We start from the raw sequence: 19,140 nt of genomic DNA on the forward strand, positions 1-19,140 counted from the left end.
GGAAGCAATATGACTCAGCGTTATGAAAACTGGTTGCAGCTCAAACAACAGCACCCTAAAAAATATGCTCGCGACATCGCTCGTCTGATGAACATCAGCGAGGCCGAACTGACTCATGCACGTGTAGGGCATGATGCATGGCGCTTAAAAGGTGAAGTTCGCGACATTCTCGCCTCCCTTGAAAACGTCGGCGAAATCAAGTCCATTTGCCGTAACGAATATGCGGTGCATGAACAAGTTGGACGTTTTGAGAACCAACAACTTCATGGCCATGCAGGGTTGGTTCTTAACCCCCGCGCGCTGGATTTGCGTCTATTTCTGAACCAATGGGCTTTCGCTTTCCACATCCGTGAAGAAACCGCACGCGGTGAGCGCCAGAGCATTCAGTTTTTTGACCATCAGGGTGATGCGCTGCTGAAGGTGTATACCACCGACAACACCGATTTCGCTGCCTGGGGCGATATGCTGGCGAAGTTTATTTATGCCGATAACCCGGAGCTTGAGCTGCAAGCAGCAGCAGAAAGCGTGATGACACCTGCGGTAGATGGCCAACAGGTTGACTCCGAATGGCGCAGCCTGCGTGACGTGCATCAGTTCTTTGGTCTGCTCAAACGCCACCAGCTAACACGCCAGCAGGCATTTCGCCTTGTCGCTGAAGACCTGGCCTGCCAGGTTGATAACAGCGCACTGGCACAGCTGTTAGCTCAGGCGAAACAGGATCAAAATGAAATTATGATCTTCGTCGGCAACCAGGGCACCGTGCAGATTTTCACTGGCAAGGTGGAAAAAGTTGTGCCAATGGATAACTGGATCAATATCTTCAACCCTCAGTTCACCTTGCACTTGATGGGCGACACCATCGCGGAAAGCTGGGTGACGCGTAAACCAAGCGGCGATGGCTTCGTGACAAGCCTGGAACTGTTTGCGGCTGACGGCACGCAAATCGCGCAGCTTTACGGGCAACGTACAGAAGGCGAACCTGAGCAGCAGCAGTGGCGCTCACAACTGGAAGCATTGGTAAGCAAAGGGCTGGCCGCATGAAACGCTGGTTAATTGCCCTGCTTGCAATGCCAGTGATTGCCGCTGCCAATGAACGAGTGGTGGCAATTGGTGGCGACGTTACGGAAATTGTCTTTGCACTAGGTTCGGGTGACCAGTTGGTCGCCCGGGACAGCACCAGTCTGCATCCGGAGGCTGCAACAAAGCTGCCTGATGTCGGTTACTTGCGCCAGCTTAATGCCGAAGGGATTCTGGCTATGCGCCCGACGCTGGTACTCGCGAGTGCGCAGGCCAAACCTTCGCTCGCACTTGAGCAAGTCGCCAGTAGCAACGTCAAAGTGGTCACTATTCCGGCGAGTAATTCACTGGATGCTATCGATGAGAAGATTGACGCAGTCGCGCAAGCGATGGGGAAAACGGCTCAGGGCGATGCTTTGCGCAAGCAAGTGCATAGCAAACTGGCTTCGATTCCTGAGAAACCATTGCCGGTGAAAGTGCTGTTCATCATGAGTCACGGTGGCATGACTGCCATGGCGGCCGGGCAAGAGACGGCGGCTGATGCTGCGATTCACGCCGCGGGTTTGCAAAATGCGATGCAAGGTTTCAAGCGTTATCAACCAATGTCGCAGGAGGGCGTTATTGCCAGCCAGCCGCAATTGGTACTGGTCACAGCCGACGGCGTGAAAACGCTGGGTGGTGAAGATAACGTCTGGAAACTGCCGGGTCTTGCGCAAACTCCCGCAGGAAAAAGCCGCCAGCTGCTAGTTGTTGATGATATGGCGTTGCTCGGTTTTGGCCTGCAAACACCCGATGCGATCCTTGCGTTACGACATAAAGCGGAGCAATTGCCTTGATACGCCGTCCCCTGCCCCAACGCGCTCTGTTCGCCATGATTCTGGCGTTACTGGCGCTGTCTTTGGTTGCCGCCAATTTAGGTGCCATGCGCCTTTCCATCGCCGTGCTGTGGCAAACTCAGGATGAAGCGTTGCGTCATATCTGGCTCAACATTCGTCTGCCGCGAGTATTGCTAGCAACGTTTGTGGGCGGCGCACTGGCACTTTCAGGCTGCGTGATGCAGGGGCTATTTCGCAACCCGCTGGCTGATCCAGGTTTACTTGGGATCAGTAGCGGTGCTGCACTTGCGGTTGGGTTTTCAGTAGTCCTGCCGATCGCACTACCGGCAGTCCTGGCATTATATGTTCCAATGCTTGCCGCATTTGTTGGCAGTCTCGCGGTCACGCTGGTGATCTTCTTCTTAAGCCGCCAGGGTAACAACAGTCTTTCGCGCTTGCTGCTGGTAGGGATTGCCATCAATGCGCTTTGCGGTGCGGCGGTCGGCGTGCTTTCCTGGATAAGTAATGATGCCCAATTGCGACAGTTATCGCTTTGGGGAATGGGTAGCCTTGGGCAAGCCCAGTGGTCAACTTTACTTGCTACCGCTTCGTTTATTCTCCCGGCTTCGCTGGCTATCGCGTTTCTGTCCAGACGCCTTAACCTGTTACAGCTTGGAGATGAAGAAGCCCATTATCTTGGCGTGGATGTCAAAAAAACCCAACGGCAACTGCTGATTTTAAGTGCGTTGTTAGTCGCAGCAGCCGTTGCCGTAAGCGGTGTGATTGGCTTTGTTGGTTTAGTTGTTCCGCACTTAGTACGGATGTGGCTAGGTGCCGATCATCGCTGGCTGATTCCCGGCTCGGTGCTGGCTGGCGCAATGCTCCTGTTGGTTGCCGACACCCTCGCCCGCACGCTGGTTGCGCCCGCTGAAATGCCCGTTGGCCTGCTGACCAGTCTGCTTGGCGGCCCATGGTTTTTAGCAATGATTTTCCGCCCGGGGAGGGAAACTGATGGCTGATTTATTACAGGCGAAAAACGTTACGTTTCGGCCAGGCGAGCGAAAATTACTCGATGACATTAATCTGACGCTGGCTGCCGGTGAAGTCGTGGCGCTAATCGGCCCTAACGGTGCCGGAAAATCTACCCTGCTGAGAGTACTGACTGGTTTCCAGCCACCAGACGGTGGTGAAATTACCCTTGCTGGGCGCCCACTCACTTCATGGTCTGGAGATGCTCTGTCGCGTAAACGTGCGGTAATGCGCCAGCGCAGTGGTATGGCCTTTAGCTGGGCCGTTGAGGATGTGATTGCTATGGGGCGCGCGCCGTGGCCGGAAAAAGAGACTAAATCTGTCGTCCAGGAAGTGATGGCGCTAACGGGGTGCGATACGCTTGCCGGGCGCGATTTCTGCCAGCTTTCTGGTGGTGAACAACAGCGCGTACAACTGGCTCGCGCACTGGCGCAGCTTTGGCTGGATGGGCAACCCCACGGCTGGCTGTTTTTAGATGAACCGACCTCGGCGCTCGATCTGTATCATCAGCAACATATCTTGCGTTTACTGCGCCGTTTATCGCTGATGGGAACATTGTCCGTTTGCGTGGTGCTGCATGATTTGAATTTGGCCGCGTTGTGGGCTGACCGGATTGTATTGCTGCATGAAGGGAAGTTGGTGGCAAATGGCTCGCCGCAACAGGTGTTGAATGAATCGACCTTGCAACATTGGTATCAGGCGGATTTACGGGTGTTCAATCATCCAGAACACCCGGTGCCTCAGGTTTGGTTACAGCAATAATAGGCTAACTAGAGCAACTAACCTCCAGGCGTTTGCCCCAGTCCGGCGGACGCTGTGTCAAATCTTCCGAATGTTCCGCAAATGGCTGGCGCAGTGCTTCATGTAGTTCAGCCAGAACACTCACATCACCTTTATCGGCGGCATCGATAGCACGCTGAGCCAACCAGTTACGCAGAACAATTGAAGGATTTGCAGCTTTCATTGCCTGCTGGCGCTGCTCGTCACTGACCTGCTCAATTTGGAGACGAGTACGATAGCGGGTAAACCAGCTATCAAAAGCGGCTCTGTCGATAAATTCATCCCGTAGCGGCGAGCTTGCTGAATTTTGCTCAGTCAGGCTTAGCATTCGGAAAGTGCGCGTGTAGTCGCTCCCTTCTTTTGCCATCAAGCCGAACAGTTCCGTGAGAATTTCATTATCTGCCGTTTGTTCGCTCAGCAGGCCCAGTTTGCCGCGCATTAATTCCCCGAATGCTTTCATCAGCGCGAACTGATAGTGATCGAGCAATTCATTGAGCCATTCCACCGAGATAAACGGTGACAGCGTCTGCGCCAGGCGTTGCAGGTTCCACAGACCTATTGCTGGTTGATTATCAAAAGCATAACGCCCCTGATGATCGGAATGGTTGCAGATAAAATCAGGCTGATAGTCATCAAGGAAACCGTACGGGCCGTAATCCATCGTCAGGCCGAGAATCGACATATTGTCAGTGTTCATCACGCCATGGGCGAAACCGACAGTTTGCCAGTTAGCAATCATCTGTGCGGTACGCTCGACAACATCTCGGAACCAAAGCTGATATTTATCTTTTTCATCAACCAGATGCGGCCAGTGATGGGCAATCACATAATCTGCCAATTGCTGTACTTTTTCGGGTTCACGACGATAGTAGAAATGCTCGAAGTGGCCAAACCGGGCGTGGCTTTGCGCCACACGAATCAGCATAGCGCCTTGCTCAGTGGTTTCGCGGCGTACTGGGGTGTCGCTGGTGACGATACTGAGCGCACGCGTGGTTGGGATCCCTAAGCCATGCATCGCTTCACTGGCGAGAAATTCACGTACCGTTGAGCGCAACACAGCGCGGCCATCCCCCATCCGCGAATAAGGTGTTAAGCCTGCACCTTTCAAGTGCCAGTCAAATTTTCGCCCGTCATCCAACTGTTGTTCACCGAGCAAAATACCGCGCCCGTCGCCAAGTTGCCCCGCCCAGACACCAAACTGATGACCGCTATAAACCTGAGCTAAAGGCTGCATACCCGGAAGCAGCATTTCGCCACTCCAGATACCCGCATGAGATTCGTCAAACAATGAGGCATCAAGCCCGAGGTCATCAGCCAATGGACGGTTATAATAAAAAAGCCGGGAATGATGCAGCGGCGTTGGCTTCAGAGCCGTGTAAAAGCCGGGCAATTCGTCGTACCAGCTATTGTTAAATACAGGTTTATTGGTCATGTTACCTCCTGCCGATAGTGTAGTGCTTGTACGAGGTTTTAAACACAGCACGTTGGCAGGGGTATTCACTCGATCGGGTTAATTAGAATGAAACCAGTCGGTTAATGCCTCAGGTGAAATAGCCGGCCAGCAATTACCCTGCATGGCGAAGGCAGTTAATGAGAGGACTTTCTTACGCGCTGCATCTTCATCAATACCCGTTATAACTAATGTCTGGCAAAAAGGAGTAAGTTGGGCAAGCATTGCTAACATAAAGGGTTCAAAAGAGCGTTGTTTAATTTGTTTATGAATAAATAATTTATCCATAAATACACGTTTAAATAGCCCGTCAAAAATCGGTTTAGTCGTCGCCACTCCCGCACCAAAATTAGCCAACACTAATGAATAATGCTTACACATTGTTACTAAACGCATATTTTCATTGCCACAATTTAACTCGGGGAAGTTTTCATTGATAGAAAACTCAATGAACGGAAGCTGCGCCAGGCGGGAAGCCAGCACCGGATTGGCTAAAATCTCATCAACGATTACCGCGCTTATATTTACCCAGACAACCATGCTCTGAGTCTTAAAGAATTCTTGATAGTTTTCGAGTAATTCTATTTGCTCATGAAACAATATTAATTGCTGTTCTGATTTAATAACTGGCGCAACTAATTCTGTTGGAATACGCACCGGCGCATCGACTCCAACAAAATTAACTAATAATTCAACACCTAAAACTTCCCCCTTAGGTAAGTAAACAGGCTGGAAATAAAAATCCGAACGATATTGTGCATCGAGTGAGAGGATCATGTTGCCAGCCGTGTTTCGAATGAGGTGGATGGCATCGTGACACGATGAACATCCAGCGTTAACTGGATTGATTTGATTGTATTTAAACGCAAGGTCATCCTTGATATGTGTATCAGATTCTTTTCGAATATAATTATATTATCCTGGTTATCTTCCTATCGCCAGTTTTAGCGAATATGACGGACAGAATCACGGTGGATTATCTCGGGAGAAAAGGATTCATTCTCATAATCATTTTCCAATAATTTACGGATCGCAAAACGCGCCATTTCACTTATCGGAAAATGAACACTGGTAATTGCAGGTCGAACAAACGCGGCTCTTTCTCCACTGTCGTAACAAACCAGTGAGATATCCTGGGGAATTCGCAGCCCACGTTCAGTGATTGCCAGCATCGCACCTACTGCCAATTCCTCATTACAACAATAAATAGCCGTCGGTTGGCTACTTTCAAGTAACTGAGATGCCAGCTGATAGCCAGCCGGCATGTCGTACTCGCCACCCAGTACCGTAATAGGCACAAGCTGCGCCTGATTCATGGCATTAATAAAGCCCTGAAGACGCAGTAAGCTTGAAGACCGCCCACCCGGCCCATGCAAACAAGCAATTGCAGTATGGCCAGCATCAATAAGAACCTGAGTACCAAGAGCACTCGCCGCAAGATGATCAAACACCACACAGCGTGGTTCAAGCCCCGGTACATCCCGGTCCAGAATAATAAATTTGCGGTCTTGTTCAGCCAATTGCACAAGAGTGTCATCGGTGATGGCGCGGACATGTAATATCAGACCGTCACAACGTAAATTAAACAGTCGCTGAATAGCATTGAGTTCTTTCTCAGCAGTATCACGCCCTTGAGTCACTAATAGCTGTTTTCCCTGTAATTCAGTTTCACTCTGAATGGTATCCATCAGTGCCCCAAAGAAACCGCCACGATAAGAGGTCGTGACAAGCCCTAAGGTATTGCTTTGACTGGATGCTAAAGCTCGGGCCGCAGGATTCGGCGTGTAGCCTAATTCGATGATCGCCGCTTCAACTTTGATTCGGGTCTGCGCGTTAACTTTACTATCGCCATTCACCACGCGCGAGACGGTCGCCCGGGATACACCTGCGCTGGCGGCAACATCTTCGAGAGTAACCATGAACTATCCTTTAGTGGGAGCGAAATGCTGCCAGATATTACCTGATATCGTGAATCGCACCTGGGTTAGCCACGCAATTGCTGAAGGGAGTCACGTTTAGGGCCAATAGACTGGCCCTGCCCGAGAAAAAACTGTGCTAGATACGGCGGGCCTGCCAGAATTTCTTGCTCCAGTAGACATTATCGAGAGACGAACGCATCACGCCGCGACTGGTCGAGGCATGAATGAATTGGTTGTCCGTATCGTAAATACCAACATGCAGGCCACTTTCACCAGACCCCGTCTTAAAGAACACCAGATCGCCCGGGAGTAAATCATCTTTATCAATTTCAGTGCCAATTTTAGCCTGTTGGCGCGTTTCCCGTGGCAGTTGCAGATCAAACCGGTCACGGAAAGTAATTGACACAAAACCGGAGCAATCGACGCCACGACGGCTCATGCCACCATAACGATACGGAGTGCCATGCCAGCCGCTGAGTTGATCATTAAGCCTGGCAATTACCGTTATCGAGTCTGAAAGACGAGAATTTGGAGGTGGCGCATGATGACTACACCCAGCGAGCACCAGACATGCCACTACAAGAATCCATACACGCATTTTCAGGCTAGTCCTCACCCGTTTATAATTTCCAGTAATTTAGCGCTTACCTATGATTTGGTGCAAGTTTTTACCAGCAACTAAAGTGTGGCTATCAGCATGCTATGCCCTTCAACCTGCATTCTGCGAAAGTGCATGTTATAGGCTGTCGCTAAATGCTGCACAGACAGCACATCATCCCGCTGACCTTGCGCAATCATTTTACCCGCACGCAACAACCAGACAGTATGTGCATGACGCAAACTGTGGTTCAAATCATGGCTGCTCATCACCACCGCAATGCCAGCTTCGCATAACGCCATCAGAATTCTGTCCAGCGCAGTTTGCTGAGCAATATCCAGACTGTTCATTGGCTCATCCAGCAGGAGCAAGCGCCCATGCGGGTTAATTTCAGGGTGAATTTGCAATACAACTGCTGCCAGGCGAACACGCTGCCACTCGCCACCAGAAAGCTGGTTAACACTGCGCGTGAGTTTATCTGTCAGACCCAGACTGCTAACGAGCTTGAGCATCACGTTATCGTCAGGACTGACTTGCTGATGCATTTGCAGGTAGTGCCAGACAGGCATGGAAAATGGTGGCATTTGTTGCTGAGAGAGATAAGCACGATGGCGAGCCAATTGCGTAGGTTGCCATTCGTTCAGGTTGCTGCCGGCAAAGGTAATTTCCCCGCCCCCCAAACTCAACCCCGCAGCCCTCATTAATAATGTGCTTTTCCCCGCGCCGTTTGGCCCGACAAGATGCACCAGTTCGCCCGTGCGTACCGTGGCGGAAATCGGCCCTAGCCGCTCCGCCACAACCACATCGATAAGCTGTAATAACGACATTATCTCGCTAGCGCCGACTTAATAGCATTAATAACCACTGGATCTTCAGGCGTCATATCCGGTGAAAAACGTTGAATAACCTGGCCATCGCGCCCGATAAGGAATTTCTCGAAGTTCCACAGAATATCGCCTACATGAGCGGGCGCACGGCCTTTGCTGCTCATGCGTTCAAAAAAACCACTCCCATCAGGCGCAACAGCAGTTGGCGCAGCAGCCACTAATTGTTGGTACAACGGGTGACGATTCTCTCCGTTGACATCCACTTTGCTAAACATCGGGAACGTTACGCCATAAGTGGTGCTGCAAAAGGTTTTGATCTCTTCTTCGCTGCCCGGTTCCTGGCCCAGGAACTGATTGCATGGGAAACCGAGAACCGAGAAACCTTCGTGCTGCAGCTCTTTTTGCAGATTCTCTAACTGTTCGTATTGCACCGTCAGACCGCATTTAGAGGCTACATTTACCACCAGCAATACTTTACCTTTCCAGTTTTCGAGCGTTGTCGCTTCACCGTCAATGGTGGTGACTTCAGTATTCAGAATGTCTTGCATTGTGTCCCCTTAAATTGAAATCAAACGATGGATTATTTCCCAGCTTTTAATAGTAGCCATATAAATAGCGGAGCGCCCAGCGTTGCTGTCACAACACCTATCGGCAATTCGGCTGAAACCAGCGCCAGACGTGCAATGACATCAGCGCCAAGCAACACTGTTGCTCCAGCCAGCGCACTGGCAGGCAATAAAATACGATGATCCGTTAGCCCCTTAAGACGCAGCATATGCGGGATGACCAGGCCGATAAAACCAATAGCGCCGGCAAGTGCCACGCTCACACCGACCAACCAGCCTGTTGCAATAACCATAATATTGCGCCACAACCAGACGGGCAGACCTAGCTGACGAGCAGACATTTCACCCAATGCCATTAAGTTTAATGGTGCATAGTTCCGACATAGCCACAGCATCACCGGAAGCAGAGTTATCATCAGCCACCATTGCCGCCAGTCTACACCTCCAAAACCACCCATCATCCAATACATTAACTGGCGTAAGTCGAGGCTTGAACTGAAATAGATAGCCCAGGTCATCAGCGCACTACAGATAATCCCCAGGGCCACACCTGCAAGCAGCAATCGACTATTAGAAAGATGGCGCCGCGAAAAACGCAGCAGGATAAAAGTGATAATCAGCGCACCGGCGATCGCGCAAATACCCAGAATCCAGTCTGGCAGCATCCCTTGTCCAAGTAATACTGCTGCTACCAGCGCAACCCCTGCTCCATTGGAGACACCAAGCAGACCAGGCTCGGCCAGTGGGTTTTCAAATAGGGCCTGCATAATGGTGCCAGAAATCGCCAATGCCGCGCCAACCAAGAGCACTGCTAAGGTACGGGGCGTACGGATCTGCCAGATGAACAACTGTGCATCCTCACGCATCCAGTGTTGAGGAGCAAACCACTGGTCCCCGGCGCTTAAACTCAGCACCACCATCCCCAACATTGTGGCAAACAATGCAAGTAGCCAGCGGCGTTCGTGGCGGCGTTGTTGAGCGACAAAAGTGAGCATCTGCTTGGAAAGATCCGATGAGAGAGAATTCATGCAACTGATTTTACGGGGAGTTTCCTACATCCGACAAGCGCTAAAGGAAGCGCGCGGGCCTGCGCGTGAGATTTCTTCTATTCTACGCTCCCAATAATACATGAAAGGTAAATAGATAATAATTTATGGAGGAAATAGCACTGATAGTTTCACTTCCATATATAACCAACCATAGCGACTATAAAACTCCATCACGTCATAATTAGCTTTGTAATTATTTAATAGATAACCATTATTTATCAACGGCATTACGAATATTAAATCGGGAATAAACGAAGTGTGATTATAAGAAGGCAAGGCGTGATCATTGCAGACTGCAGGGATTAAAATAAATAAAAATTCAAGGAAAGGTAATTACCGTGTCTGACAACACTCTGCAAAATACATATCTGCAAACTCCCGACAGAAACCTTATTTCTGATCTCATTACAGGAAAACTGCTCCCGGGTGCAATATGGCACAAGCGTAATTATCGGTTTAAATTTATGATGCGCACAGCCCTGTTCTACAATCCCACTCGCCGGATGCTCGAGAGTCTTGCCCTGCGACCTGATTTTGAGCAGATGTTAAAGGCGCAAATAACATTACCAAGTAAGCCACATCGCCAATATTTAGTTCGGGGATTAAACGCCAGCCAACGTGCTGATGCGGTGATCGGGCATTATCAGTTCGTGGACTCATTATCATCAAAGCAGTTGGCTAGCGCATTAATTGCGGTACAAGAAAAAACACTGGTGACCCTTACAGGAAAAGATGACAGTCAGTTTTCGCTCTCCGCTTCTTGTGCAGGAAGTGCCGAACGTGAAGGTGAAAGTACACTGTGGCTTCGGGACAGCAACCAACACGTTCTCGCCAGCCTCACTTTTAGCGTTTTACGCTCCAAAGACCAATGGCAGCTTGTGATTGGTGGCCTGCAAGGGCCAAGACGGGAAATACCTCACGAGGTAATCAAACAGGCAACACGAGCCTGCTACGGTCTGTTCCCTAAACGTCTGCTGATGGAGTTTATCTGGCAATTTGCAGCCCGGAGCGGAATTTCCAGTGTATATGGGGTCAGCGATAATGGTCATGTCTTCAGGGCGCTGCGATACCGGTTAAGTAAAGGTCGCCATTTCCACGCAAGTTATGATGATTTCTGGCAATCCATTGAAGGTATAAAAGACAACGCATGCCGTTGGCAGCTCCCTTTGCAGTTGAAACGAAAAACTCTTGAGAGCATCGCCAGTAAGAAACGTGCGGAATATCGTCGCCGCTTCCAGCTACTGGATGATATGGCGGCGCAAATTGCTAATCTGTCGTAGAGACGTTTCTTGCTGCGGCATTAAACTGAGATAAATTGCTGGATTTTAAGCAAAGAAAAAGGCCGCTAAAGCGGCCTTGAGATCTAAATTTAATCAACTGAAATAAAAGGATTTATTTCAAACAGCGTCCACGCGCTGTCCACATCGAAAAATCCAAGCCTCGGTTTTCCGGGGCTTTTTCGTTTATCACATCCACATAGTTTGTTGTCCACCTTGCATCGGGTGAGGCAACACTGGTGTTCTCTCGCCAGGCTTTACGATGTAGTGCTTCACAGTCTCGATCGTCACAAATGTCGCACTGCAATTCACATTCTGGCACTGGTGGTAACGCTCTTTTGTTTCCGTTGAATGATAGCGACTTGTCCGGGCGTGGGCGGCGGTCTGACACAATGGGCAATGGAACATTTCAACACCTCGACTGAGTTCGTTTGATGCTGATGCCGATGCTGATACCTTACCCATTAAATCATTTATTAACAATGAGTTATAACATTTCATTCGCTTTCACCCTCCTCCTGATACTCAACATCAGAAAGCCTCACTTCAAGCTCTAAGGACGTCGTGAATGCGTTTTTAGAAAAGCGCATGAGCGTCACCGGCAAGCTGTTACGGCTCGAAACCTCACCGGCCAAATACACCCGCAAAGGCACCGGGGAAGATGCGTACTGGTTTGTGCAGTCGTTTGTCACCCCGCATGAGTTCGCGCCGGGTTCGGTATTCCACCTTCTGGAACCGGATATTAACCAGGAGCTTTACGGCCTGCCGGAATATCTCAGCGCACTTAACTCGGCCTGGCTCAATGAGTCGGCAGCCCTGTTCCGGCGCAAGTATGACCAGAACGGCGCACACGCCGGTTACATCATGTATGTGACCGATGCCGCGCAGAGCAGAACCGACGTGGAAGCACTGCGCGAGGCAATGCGTAGTTCTAAGGGATTAGGGAATTTTAAAAACCTGTTTTTCTACGCGCCGAACGGCAAACCGGACGGGATTAAAATCGTGCCGCTCAGTGAGGTGGCGACCAAAGATGATTTCTTTAACATCAAGAAAGCCAGTGCCGAGGATTTAATGAGTGCACACCGTGTACCGCCGCAAATGATGGGTGTGATTCCCAACAATACTGGCGGATTTGGTGACGTGGTGAAAGCGGCACAGGTATTTGTGCGTAATGAGCTGACGCCATTGCAGGAAAGAATCAATGAGGTGAATGATTGGTGGGTGATGAGGTTATCCAATTCAAAACCTATGAACTAACGGAAACCCATTAAACTAAAAGTAAGCCGCTGAATTAGCGTAAATTTTTTAATTTTATTGTCATCCTGCACTTGCGTCCATAAAACCCGAAAACATTGATCAAATCAATGGATTGTCATACCTACTATCGCTATAATTCGCCCCAGATAAGACACTAGCCAAAACGTGATTAAACTGAAATCAGTTGATGCAAGAGCACACTTTCATTTTTTCCGTTTTATTCCAAAGATTTTTCGATACACCATAAATATAAAATTTCACTAAAAAAACCTAATGGATTATTTTCGTTTATGAATAGCGACCAACTATGCAGCATTCAATCTAAAAACACATTAGATCACCTCAAAGAATGTTTACAAATAGAAGTTATAAGCCGAAGTGGTAAAAAGAAATTTTCATGGCTAAAGGTTTTTCACCGAGTTGCTTTTAGTAGAAAGAAACGGTTTTACTTCTGGTGGCGCATTGCTAACTACATGTATGGCTCACCTAATAAACGTTATAAGAAAATGGCGCGAAAAATAAATGAAAACCTTCGCCATAAATATGGAGCCGATATAAGCATAGCTGCACACATTGGTGCTGGCATGAAGATTAATCACTATCTGGGGATTGTAGTTAGATCGGAATGCATTATTGGTAAGAATATGAACATCCGACAAAACACTACAATTGGCCGTAAAAACTCACAAGGTGAAATTGGAATTACTTCTATAGGAGACAATGCAGATATCGGAGCGCATAGCTGTATTATTGGTGATATAAAAATTGGTAACAACGTCACTATCGGTGCAATGACTTTTGTAAATAAAGACATTCCTGATAACTCTGTTATTTATAACACTGTTTCATCTATCATTAAATGCAAGTAAAACTCCATTCATATCGAACACTATTGAGCACGTGAAGGGTGTTATTGAATAAATCGATTTTTTTTCCGACTGTTGGTTCAGATCACTTATCATCCTGACAATACCAGCGGGCCCGGTAGCCTCGCAGACAGATGTTTTTGTGTAGCGAGCTGGCACCTGTCGAATGCCCCACTTTGCGCCGCTCATAAAGCGGCTTTTTTACGCCCTCGCCTCACGCTCTCAGACGCGCCACACAGCCCTAACACCGATAACCTCACCCAAGGCAAAGCGACACGCCAAAAATCGCAATCATGGCTCGCTCAGACGTAAATTAAATAAAATAAATACCACGCCTGCCCGCTTCATGGGTCGGTTTTAATGCAGGTGCCTACTAATATTGAAGCCTTTACAGATAAGGCGTAACAAGAACCTTTGATGATATCCATTTGAATGCAAAAACATGCATTTGATGCATGCATAGTTTAAATCACTTACAAAAATGATTTATGATGTCTTATGAGCAACATACACATTTTTCTTTAATGTACTGTATTTGTAACTAAGGACAAGGCATGGTCACACTTAAACATAATCTTGACGAACTACAGCAGATTGCCAAAGAGCGTACGGTAAAAACTCAAACAATTGAGTATGATTTGGAAACTCTTGTAAAAAAAATTCAAAAAAACGTAATCAAGCTGAATCCAGAATATCAAAGAAAACATCGCTGGAGCGATGCAAACTCATCAAGACTTATCGAGAGTTTAATACTAAACATTCCAATTCCATTCATTTACATTTCGCAAGATGTAGATGTTGATGAAGAAGTTGATACTGAATCTTCGAGGTTTTCTGTAATTGATGGGCAGCAGAGACTAACTGCAATTTTCAATTTCTTTCAAAATGAGTATCAACTAGAGGGGCTAGAGGTATTAGATAAGCTAAATGGCTCTTATTATAAAGACCTGCCATCATTTTTAATTCGTAGACTTGAAGAAAGAAGCATCCGTTGTCTAAGAATTGATTCAACCGTCGACCCTCAAGTAAAGTATGATATTTTCGAACGACTAAACTCTGGCTCCGTAAAATTAGAGTCCCAAGAGCTTAGAAATGCAACTTGTCGTGGACCATTCAAAGATTTAGTCAAGAAACTTGTATGTAATCAAGACTTCCTGACTGCATGTAAATTGACTCCTAATAGTAAAAGAGTCAAAAAAATGGAAGATGAAGAGCTTATTCTACGCTTTTTCGCCATTAATTATAAAAATGGATACAGTGACTACAAAGGTGGTTTTAAACAATTCTTAACAAATAAAATGAGTGAATTCAATGAGCTAGATGAAAAATCATTAAAAGGAATGGAAAAGGATTTTGTTCAAACATTTCGAAGTATTGCTACAACGGATCTGCAGTATCCTTTTGCGAAATACAGAATCACAACAAAAGGCTTGAAAAAAATGTCAGATTTTAATGCCTCTGTTTTTGATGCTGTGACACACTTATTTATGTTACGTAATAAGAAAGGTGAACAGCTTGATTCTAATACGGTAATTAACATGTTTACAGATCCTGATTTTTTCACTGCATGTGAAGGAAGTGTAAACGATGTATCAAAATTAAATTTCCGTATTGAGAAAGCAAGAGGCTTAGTATAATAACCACATTCATTGCAGACTATCTTGACACTGTAGATCTACAATGGAAAGAGGTTGACATTTTAGCCAATGAGGCAATGCGCGTTGAAACAAGTAATAGTGAGCTATATAATGCACTCTGCCGCTCAATAACAATATTAATTGTTGCACATATGGAAGGTTTCCTCAAAGGTGCTGTTAAAAACATTATTAGTGATTACAATTCAGTTAAGTTTAAAAACCTTCCTAACGCTGTAAAAATTACATATTGTAAAAAACACCTTGGGTTTGATGAATCAGCTTTCGCAAATTATCATGAAAGAATACGTCATCTTATCGCTGATCTTGAAACATCTTCTGATTTCAAAATATCCCATGAAGCATTTACTTTTGATAAGAATAGGAATCCTAAACCTGATTCATTAGATTCAATTGCATCTCGATTTGGTGTTTCAGATATATTCAAAAATTTAAATGAATCACTATTTGATGAAGTATTCTCAATGACATCAACTCGAATAAAAAAAGCATTACCCATAGTATCGAAAAGAATCAAAAGAAAGCTATCAAAATTCCCTTATCAATTTGAAAAAAACCCATATGGCACTGAACCGGTAAAATATCGCGGAAGAAGTATGTGGCAAACTTTTCTTGATGACTTAAATATGAAAAGGCATACAATAGCGCATGGAAATGATTTTCAAAACTCCTTATATATCAATACGTTGATTGATTTAAAGGATAAAGTCATGATCTTGCAGCTTTCATTTCTTCTCATAATTTGCTCTGAACTGTGTAATAGCTAGCAAAATATTATCGTGGCAGCAATGCTGCCACTTTTTCTCATAATTACCCTACCGCCTTAGCAATTACAGTTAAACCTATTTAAAAGCAGGAGGTTATTAACAGCAAACACTTGAACAGGGATATAAAACACTTAAGGTAATAAAAAATACGAATAAATTTATACTCTAAAAAAATATCAAATCATGAATTAATCTAATTCTACATCTAAACACTATCTGAATATCGTCTCTGGAACTTTACCATCACAACTAACATCCCTAACATTCAAAATCTTAAGCACTACTACGGTTTGTTCAGTAGTTGCAGGGATGGAATCATCTTCGCTGTTAAAACCGACCAACCCCCAGTTATTGACAGGACTCCGAGTCGCGGCAGAGCCGCTCTTTAAGGTCAAAAGACCAAGGTCAACGTCAACGGCTTTAGCAACGATGCGCCATTGAGTTGTACGCGTAACATGAACATTGTCAGAACCAAGATGCGGGGCGAAGATGCCCACAACCTTCTGCACCTCCTCGTCATACGCATTCAGCTCGTCAGCCACCTTACGGGCGACACGGACGGTTTGCGCGTCACGTGGTACGTTTGCCCCACCCTGTGCGGCAATGTACAGGTCAAAATCACCGCCGTCGGCTGCGGCTCTGACATCTTCGACTCGCTCATCAAGCTCACTGGCGATGCTCACGCCACGCGGTAATTTACGCAGCTCGCGATAAGCGCCCATTGTCGGTACACCAATCGGTTTAAATTGAGGGATGCGCCATGTGGACGCCCAGGCATTAACTGCTGCTGCGGTGTCTTTTAACGGCTTGCCGGTGTCTTTATCCAGTTCGCCATCCAGTGCGTAACCGTCGATGTTCTTCGCGATGTATTTTGCGATATAACCCGCCGCACCACGCTCATCACCATCTTCTTTTAAAGAGTAACGACTCATGATCCCGATAACCTGCTGACGCTGGTAAGGCTGGCAGAAAAGCATCATGTGCCAGTGTGGAGTGCCGTCATGGTGAGGCTCGACGACGCGCATGCCATACACATTAAGGCCATTGTCTTTGAATGCGGTGCGCATCTTGCTCCAGATGCCACACAGATAGCGCTGACCCTCTTTTGGGCTGTAGGCTTCATCGTTCCATTTATGGTTAAGCTGGACGGTTTTATCCGCGCTAGTGACGCGTGTGGGGTGATATTTTGATGGAGTCGTGATGGTAATAAACATTCCGACATCACCTTTGCTGGAGGCGTAACGCTCAATCCCCGCAATAGTGTTCATTAATTCCATGCGGCGGATTTCAGGGTTAGAAATGCTTTTAAGCACCTTATCAATCAGGTCGATCCGCTCGCCGGTTTCCACGTTCTCCAGTTCGCGGCTTTTCAGATATTCCAGATTAGCCAGGCGACGCGCATGTACATCGCGGATGGCTTGTTTACTGGCGTAAGGTGAACGTTTTTTACTGACCTCACCGACTGCAATTAGCAGTGCTTCATTCCAGCGGGTGCGCTGTGCTTTAAACTGACCAACCCACCAGTCATCCGTAATAAGACGGAAAACTGCTGAAAACGCTTCACGTGCAGTCAGCTTTCCTTTGCGATACTTTTTCCAGTGCAGCGGCGTAACATTGAATGCGCGGGCTGCTCCCGCAATTTCACCGTAAAGCCAGGATTGCGCCTCATCGGTAAACAGCACTTCCTTTTTATCGCCCTCATGTTCGCTGGCATAGCTGTCGCTGAGTTCTTCATATGGACTGAATAACTGAGCCGCTATCCGTCCCGCGAACTTCTCCAGCGCTTTATCGTTCATACCCGGCAGATGTGAGTAAGCATCCTGTTCGGACAAAAAACGTATTGAAGCGTCGGTGCTCATCCGGTGATTGCGATTTACGCGTTCAATGCGTGGCCATAAGCGCCGCTTGAAAGTGGAGGTCAGGAACCGCAATGCATCAAGCTGGCTTGAGTGGCGTTTCAGCCAGTCATAGCGGTTACTGAATTTGGTGCAGAGGTTATGCGGGAGTGTATTTATCTCAGCTAAAACCGCTTGCACCTGACGGTGTTCGTCACGTGTAAGAGGTCTGTCATAGGGATCTCGCGAGATAGCCTCGCGCGGAGAGTTTCAGGGAAAAGCACCGACAAATGATTTGCCGGTGCTTTGAATCAGGGGGTGGCAGAAGGAGCTTGCGCAGTATTGTGCAGCTCGTAGAGCTCAAGGGATTAAACCCTCAACGATAAATCGAGAGCTCACTACTCTGGGTGGCATGTTCACCTCGTTAGTTGAGTCCGAGTTGTTCATGGGGGAGCACCCATTCAGGGGAATAAAGCGCCTCAAGGAACAAACACCTGAAACGGGTTATCTGACCACTGATGAGATTGATTTATTGCTTTCCAGATTGGATGGCGATAATCGGTTGATCGCAGTGCTTTGTTTGAGTACTGGAGCCAGGTGGGGTGAAGCTGAAAGTCTGAAAGCGGAGCATATTGTCCATAATCGGGTGTCATTTGTTAAAACCAAAACAAACCCAGAACGGTTCCAATTTCTGAAGAAGTTGCGCAGGAACTGGTAGGCGATAAAAAAGGATTTCTCTTCCCTCGCGCTTCGTATCGGGAGTTTAGAGAAACGTTGAAACAGGTGAAACCTGATTTACTATCAGGCCAGGCGACTCACTCGTTGAGACATAGCTTCGCAACTCACTTCATGATTAATGGAGGAAGCATTATCACTCTGCAGCGGTTACTGGGACATACCAGAATTGAGCAGACGATGGCGTATGCTCATTTTGCTCCTGAGTTCCTACAGGATGCCATTGCACTTAATCCACTTAGGGGAAATTTGCATCCACAATGCGTCCACACATAGGTGCTTTCAGGTGGTCACTGATGGGCTTCTAAGCCGCATTAAACCGTTGTAGGTCGGCACTTTCAGGTGCCAGAAGCAAAGAAAAAGGCCGCTAAAGCGGCCTTTTTGGTTAATTCAGGTTACTCGTCTTTCGGCGACGCGTTTTCAACCCTACTCTTCAACTTCTGACCAGGTCGGAAAGTCACTACACGGCGTGCCGTGATAGGAATATCTTCACCAGTCTTCGGGTTACGCCCGGGACGTTGGTTTTTATCGCGTAAGTCAAAATTACCAAAGCCTGATAGTTTAACCTGCTCGCCGTTTTCCAAAGCGCGACGGATCTCTTCGAAAAACAGTTCTACCAACTCTTTAGCATCACGTTTGCTAAGCCCTAGCTTATCAAACAGATATTCTGACATTTCAGCTTTTGTAAGCGCCATACG

17 protein-coding genes and 3 pseudogenes are annotated in these 19,140 nt (G+C 47.3%); 10 read left to right on the forward strand and 10 right to left on the reverse strand.

Translation table 11 applies throughout. The features are described from left to right. Window positions 1-9 precede the first annotated feature (9 nt). From LVQ77_RS04520 to LVQ77_RS04535, 4 genes are read left to right on the forward strand one after another with little or no spacing between them, the layout of a single operon-like run. Entirely contained in the window at window positions 10-1,041 is a 1,032-nt protein-coding gene (locus LVQ77_RS04520) for a hemin-degrading factor (RefSeq protein ID WP_232903804.1), read from the forward strand. Beyond that, complete coding sequence (locus LVQ77_RS04525) at window positions 1,038-1,853, forward strand: heme/hemin ABC transporter substrate-binding protein (RefSeq protein ID WP_232903805.1); 816 nt, start codon at window positions 1,038-1,040, stop codon at window positions 1,851-1,853. The genes LVQ77_RS04520 and LVQ77_RS04525 overlap by 4 nt, the downstream gene beginning before the upstream one ends. Window positions 1,854-1,888: 35 nt before the next feature. Further along, the gene (locus LVQ77_RS04530; protein ID WP_232903939.1) at window positions 1,889-2,851 is read left to right on the forward strand and encodes a FecCD family ABC transporter permease; all 963 of its coding nucleotides are present in this window, start codon (window positions 1,889-1,891) and stop codon (window positions 2,849-2,851) included. Continuing rightward, window positions 2,844-3,623, forward strand: coding sequence for a heme ABC transporter ATP-binding protein (locus LVQ77_RS04535; RefSeq protein WP_232864306.1), 780 nt, complete (start codon window positions 2,844-2,846; stop codon window positions 3,621-3,623). Before LVQ77_RS04530 ends, LVQ77_RS04535 begins: the two co-directional genes overlap by 8 nt. Before the next feature lie 4 nt (window positions 3,624-3,627). Here the strand turns inward: LVQ77_RS04535 and selO are convergent, their stop codons facing one another. From selO to btuC, 7 genes are all read right to left on the reverse strand, one after another. Continuing rightward, window positions 3,628-5,073 (reverse strand): protein adenylyltransferase SelO, encoded by a 1,446-nt coding sequence (gene selO / locus LVQ77_RS04540; RefSeq protein WP_232903806.1) that lies wholly within the window; start codon window positions 5,071-5,073, stop codon window positions 3,628-3,630. A 78-nt stretch (window positions 5,074-5,151) separates the two neighbouring features. Continuing rightward, complete coding sequence (locus LVQ77_RS04545; RefSeq protein WP_232903807.1) at window positions 5,152-5,868, reverse strand: EAL domain-containing protein; 717 nt, start codon at window positions 5,866-5,868, stop codon at window positions 5,152-5,154. Window positions 5,869-6,035: 167 nt separating this feature from the next. Continuing rightward, the gene (locus tag LVQ77_RS04550) at window positions 6,036-7,010 is read right to left on the reverse strand and encodes a LacI family DNA-binding transcriptional regulator (RefSeq protein WP_232903808.1); all 975 of its coding nucleotides are present in this window, start codon (window positions 7,008-7,010) and stop codon (window positions 6,036-6,038) included. Window positions 7,011-7,146: 136 nt separating this feature from the next. Further along, window positions 7,147-7,608, reverse strand: coding sequence for an NlpC/P60 family protein (locus LVQ77_RS04555; protein ID WP_034455965.1), 462 nt, complete (start codon window positions 7,606-7,608; stop codon window positions 7,147-7,149). An 80-nt stretch (window positions 7,609-7,688) separates the two neighbouring features. Beyond that, the gene (gene btuD / locus LVQ77_RS04560; protein ID WP_232864302.1) at window positions 7,689-8,435 is read right to left on the reverse strand and encodes a vitamin B12 ABC transporter ATP-binding protein BtuD; all 747 of its coding nucleotides are present in this window, start codon (window positions 8,433-8,435) and stop codon (window positions 7,689-7,691) included. Further along, window positions 8,435-8,983 carry a glutathione peroxidase gene (locus LVQ77_RS04565; protein WP_232903809.1) on the reverse strand — a complete coding sequence of 183 codons (549 nt, stop codon included), beginning with the start codon at window positions 8,981-8,983 and terminating at the stop codon, window positions 8,435-8,437. Before LVQ77_RS04565 ends, btuD begins: the two co-directional genes overlap by 1 nt. A gap of 32 nt (window positions 8,984-9,015) precedes the next feature. Next, window positions 9,016-9,996, reverse strand: coding sequence for a vitamin B12 ABC transporter permease BtuC (btuC, locus tag LVQ77_RS04570; protein ID WP_232903940.1), 981 nt, complete (start codon window positions 9,994-9,996; stop codon window positions 9,016-9,018). A 392-nt stretch (window positions 9,997-10,388) separates the two neighbouring features. Here btuC and LVQ77_RS04575 point away from each other — a divergent pair, with 392 nt between their 5' ends. After that, the gene (locus LVQ77_RS04575; RefSeq protein ID WP_232903810.1) at window positions 10,389-11,330 is read left to right on the forward strand and encodes a VirK/YbjX family protein; all 942 of its coding nucleotides are present in this window, start codon (window positions 10,389-10,391) and stop codon (window positions 11,328-11,330) included. A gap of 186 nt (window positions 11,331-11,516) precedes the next feature. Here LVQ77_RS04575 and LVQ77_RS04580 read toward each other — a convergent pair whose 3' ends face one another. Beyond that, the gene (locus tag LVQ77_RS04580; protein ID WP_232903941.1) at window positions 11,517-11,735 is read right to left on the reverse strand and encodes a DNA-binding transcriptional regulator; all 219 of its coding nucleotides are present in this window, start codon (window positions 11,733-11,735) and stop codon (window positions 11,517-11,519) included. 159 nt (window positions 11,736-11,894) lie between these two features. Between LVQ77_RS04580 and LVQ77_RS04585 the strand changes: the two are divergent. The 4 genes and pseudogenes from LVQ77_RS04585 to LVQ77_RS04600 form a co-directional block, all read left to right on the forward strand. After that, window positions 11,895-12,598: pseudogene (locus tag LVQ77_RS04585) on the forward strand (phage portal protein); the annotation flags it as partial. A gap of 276 nt (window positions 12,599-12,874) precedes the next feature. After that, window positions 12,875-13,453 carry a serine acetyltransferase gene (locus tag LVQ77_RS04590; RefSeq protein WP_232903811.1) on the forward strand — a complete coding sequence of 193 codons (579 nt, stop codon included), beginning with the start codon at window positions 12,875-12,877 and terminating at the stop codon, window positions 13,451-13,453. A 551-nt stretch (window positions 13,454-14,004) separates the two neighbouring features. Next, complete coding sequence (locus LVQ77_RS04595; protein WP_232903812.1) at window positions 14,005-15,087, forward strand: DUF262 domain-containing protein; 1,083 nt, start codon at window positions 14,005-14,007, stop codon at window positions 15,085-15,087. An 11-nt stretch (window positions 15,088-15,098) separates the two neighbouring features. After that, window positions 15,099-15,872 (forward strand): HEPN domain-containing protein, encoded by a 774-nt coding sequence (locus LVQ77_RS04600; protein ID WP_370644973.1) that lies wholly within the window; start codon window positions 15,099-15,101, stop codon window positions 15,870-15,872. Between the two features lie 263 nt (window positions 15,873-16,135). Here LVQ77_RS04600 and LVQ77_RS04605 read toward each other — a convergent pair. Further along, window positions 16,136-18,022: pseudogene (locus LVQ77_RS04605) on the reverse strand (replication endonuclease); the annotation flags it as partial. A 16-nt stretch (window positions 18,023-18,038) separates the two neighbouring features. Between LVQ77_RS04605 and LVQ77_RS04610 the strand changes: the two are divergent. Next, a pseudogene (locus LVQ77_RS04610) lies at window positions 18,039-18,718 on the forward strand (phage integrase); the annotation flags it as partial. Window positions 18,719-18,837: 119 nt separating this feature from the next. On the opposite strand, the gene ihfA reads toward LVQ77_RS04610, so the two are convergent. Beyond that, complete coding sequence (ihfA, locus tag LVQ77_RS04615) at window positions 18,838-19,137, reverse strand: integration host factor subunit alpha (RefSeq protein WP_001229265.1); 300 nt, start codon at window positions 19,135-19,137, stop codon at window positions 18,838-18,840. Window positions 19,138-19,140: the final 3 nt, after the last annotated feature.

The sequence above is a fragment of the Buttiauxella cochleicola genome, from assembly GCF_021282435.1.
Classification (GTDB): domain Bacteria; phylum Pseudomonadota; class Gammaproteobacteria; order Enterobacterales; family Enterobacteriaceae; genus Buttiauxella; species Buttiauxella massiliensis.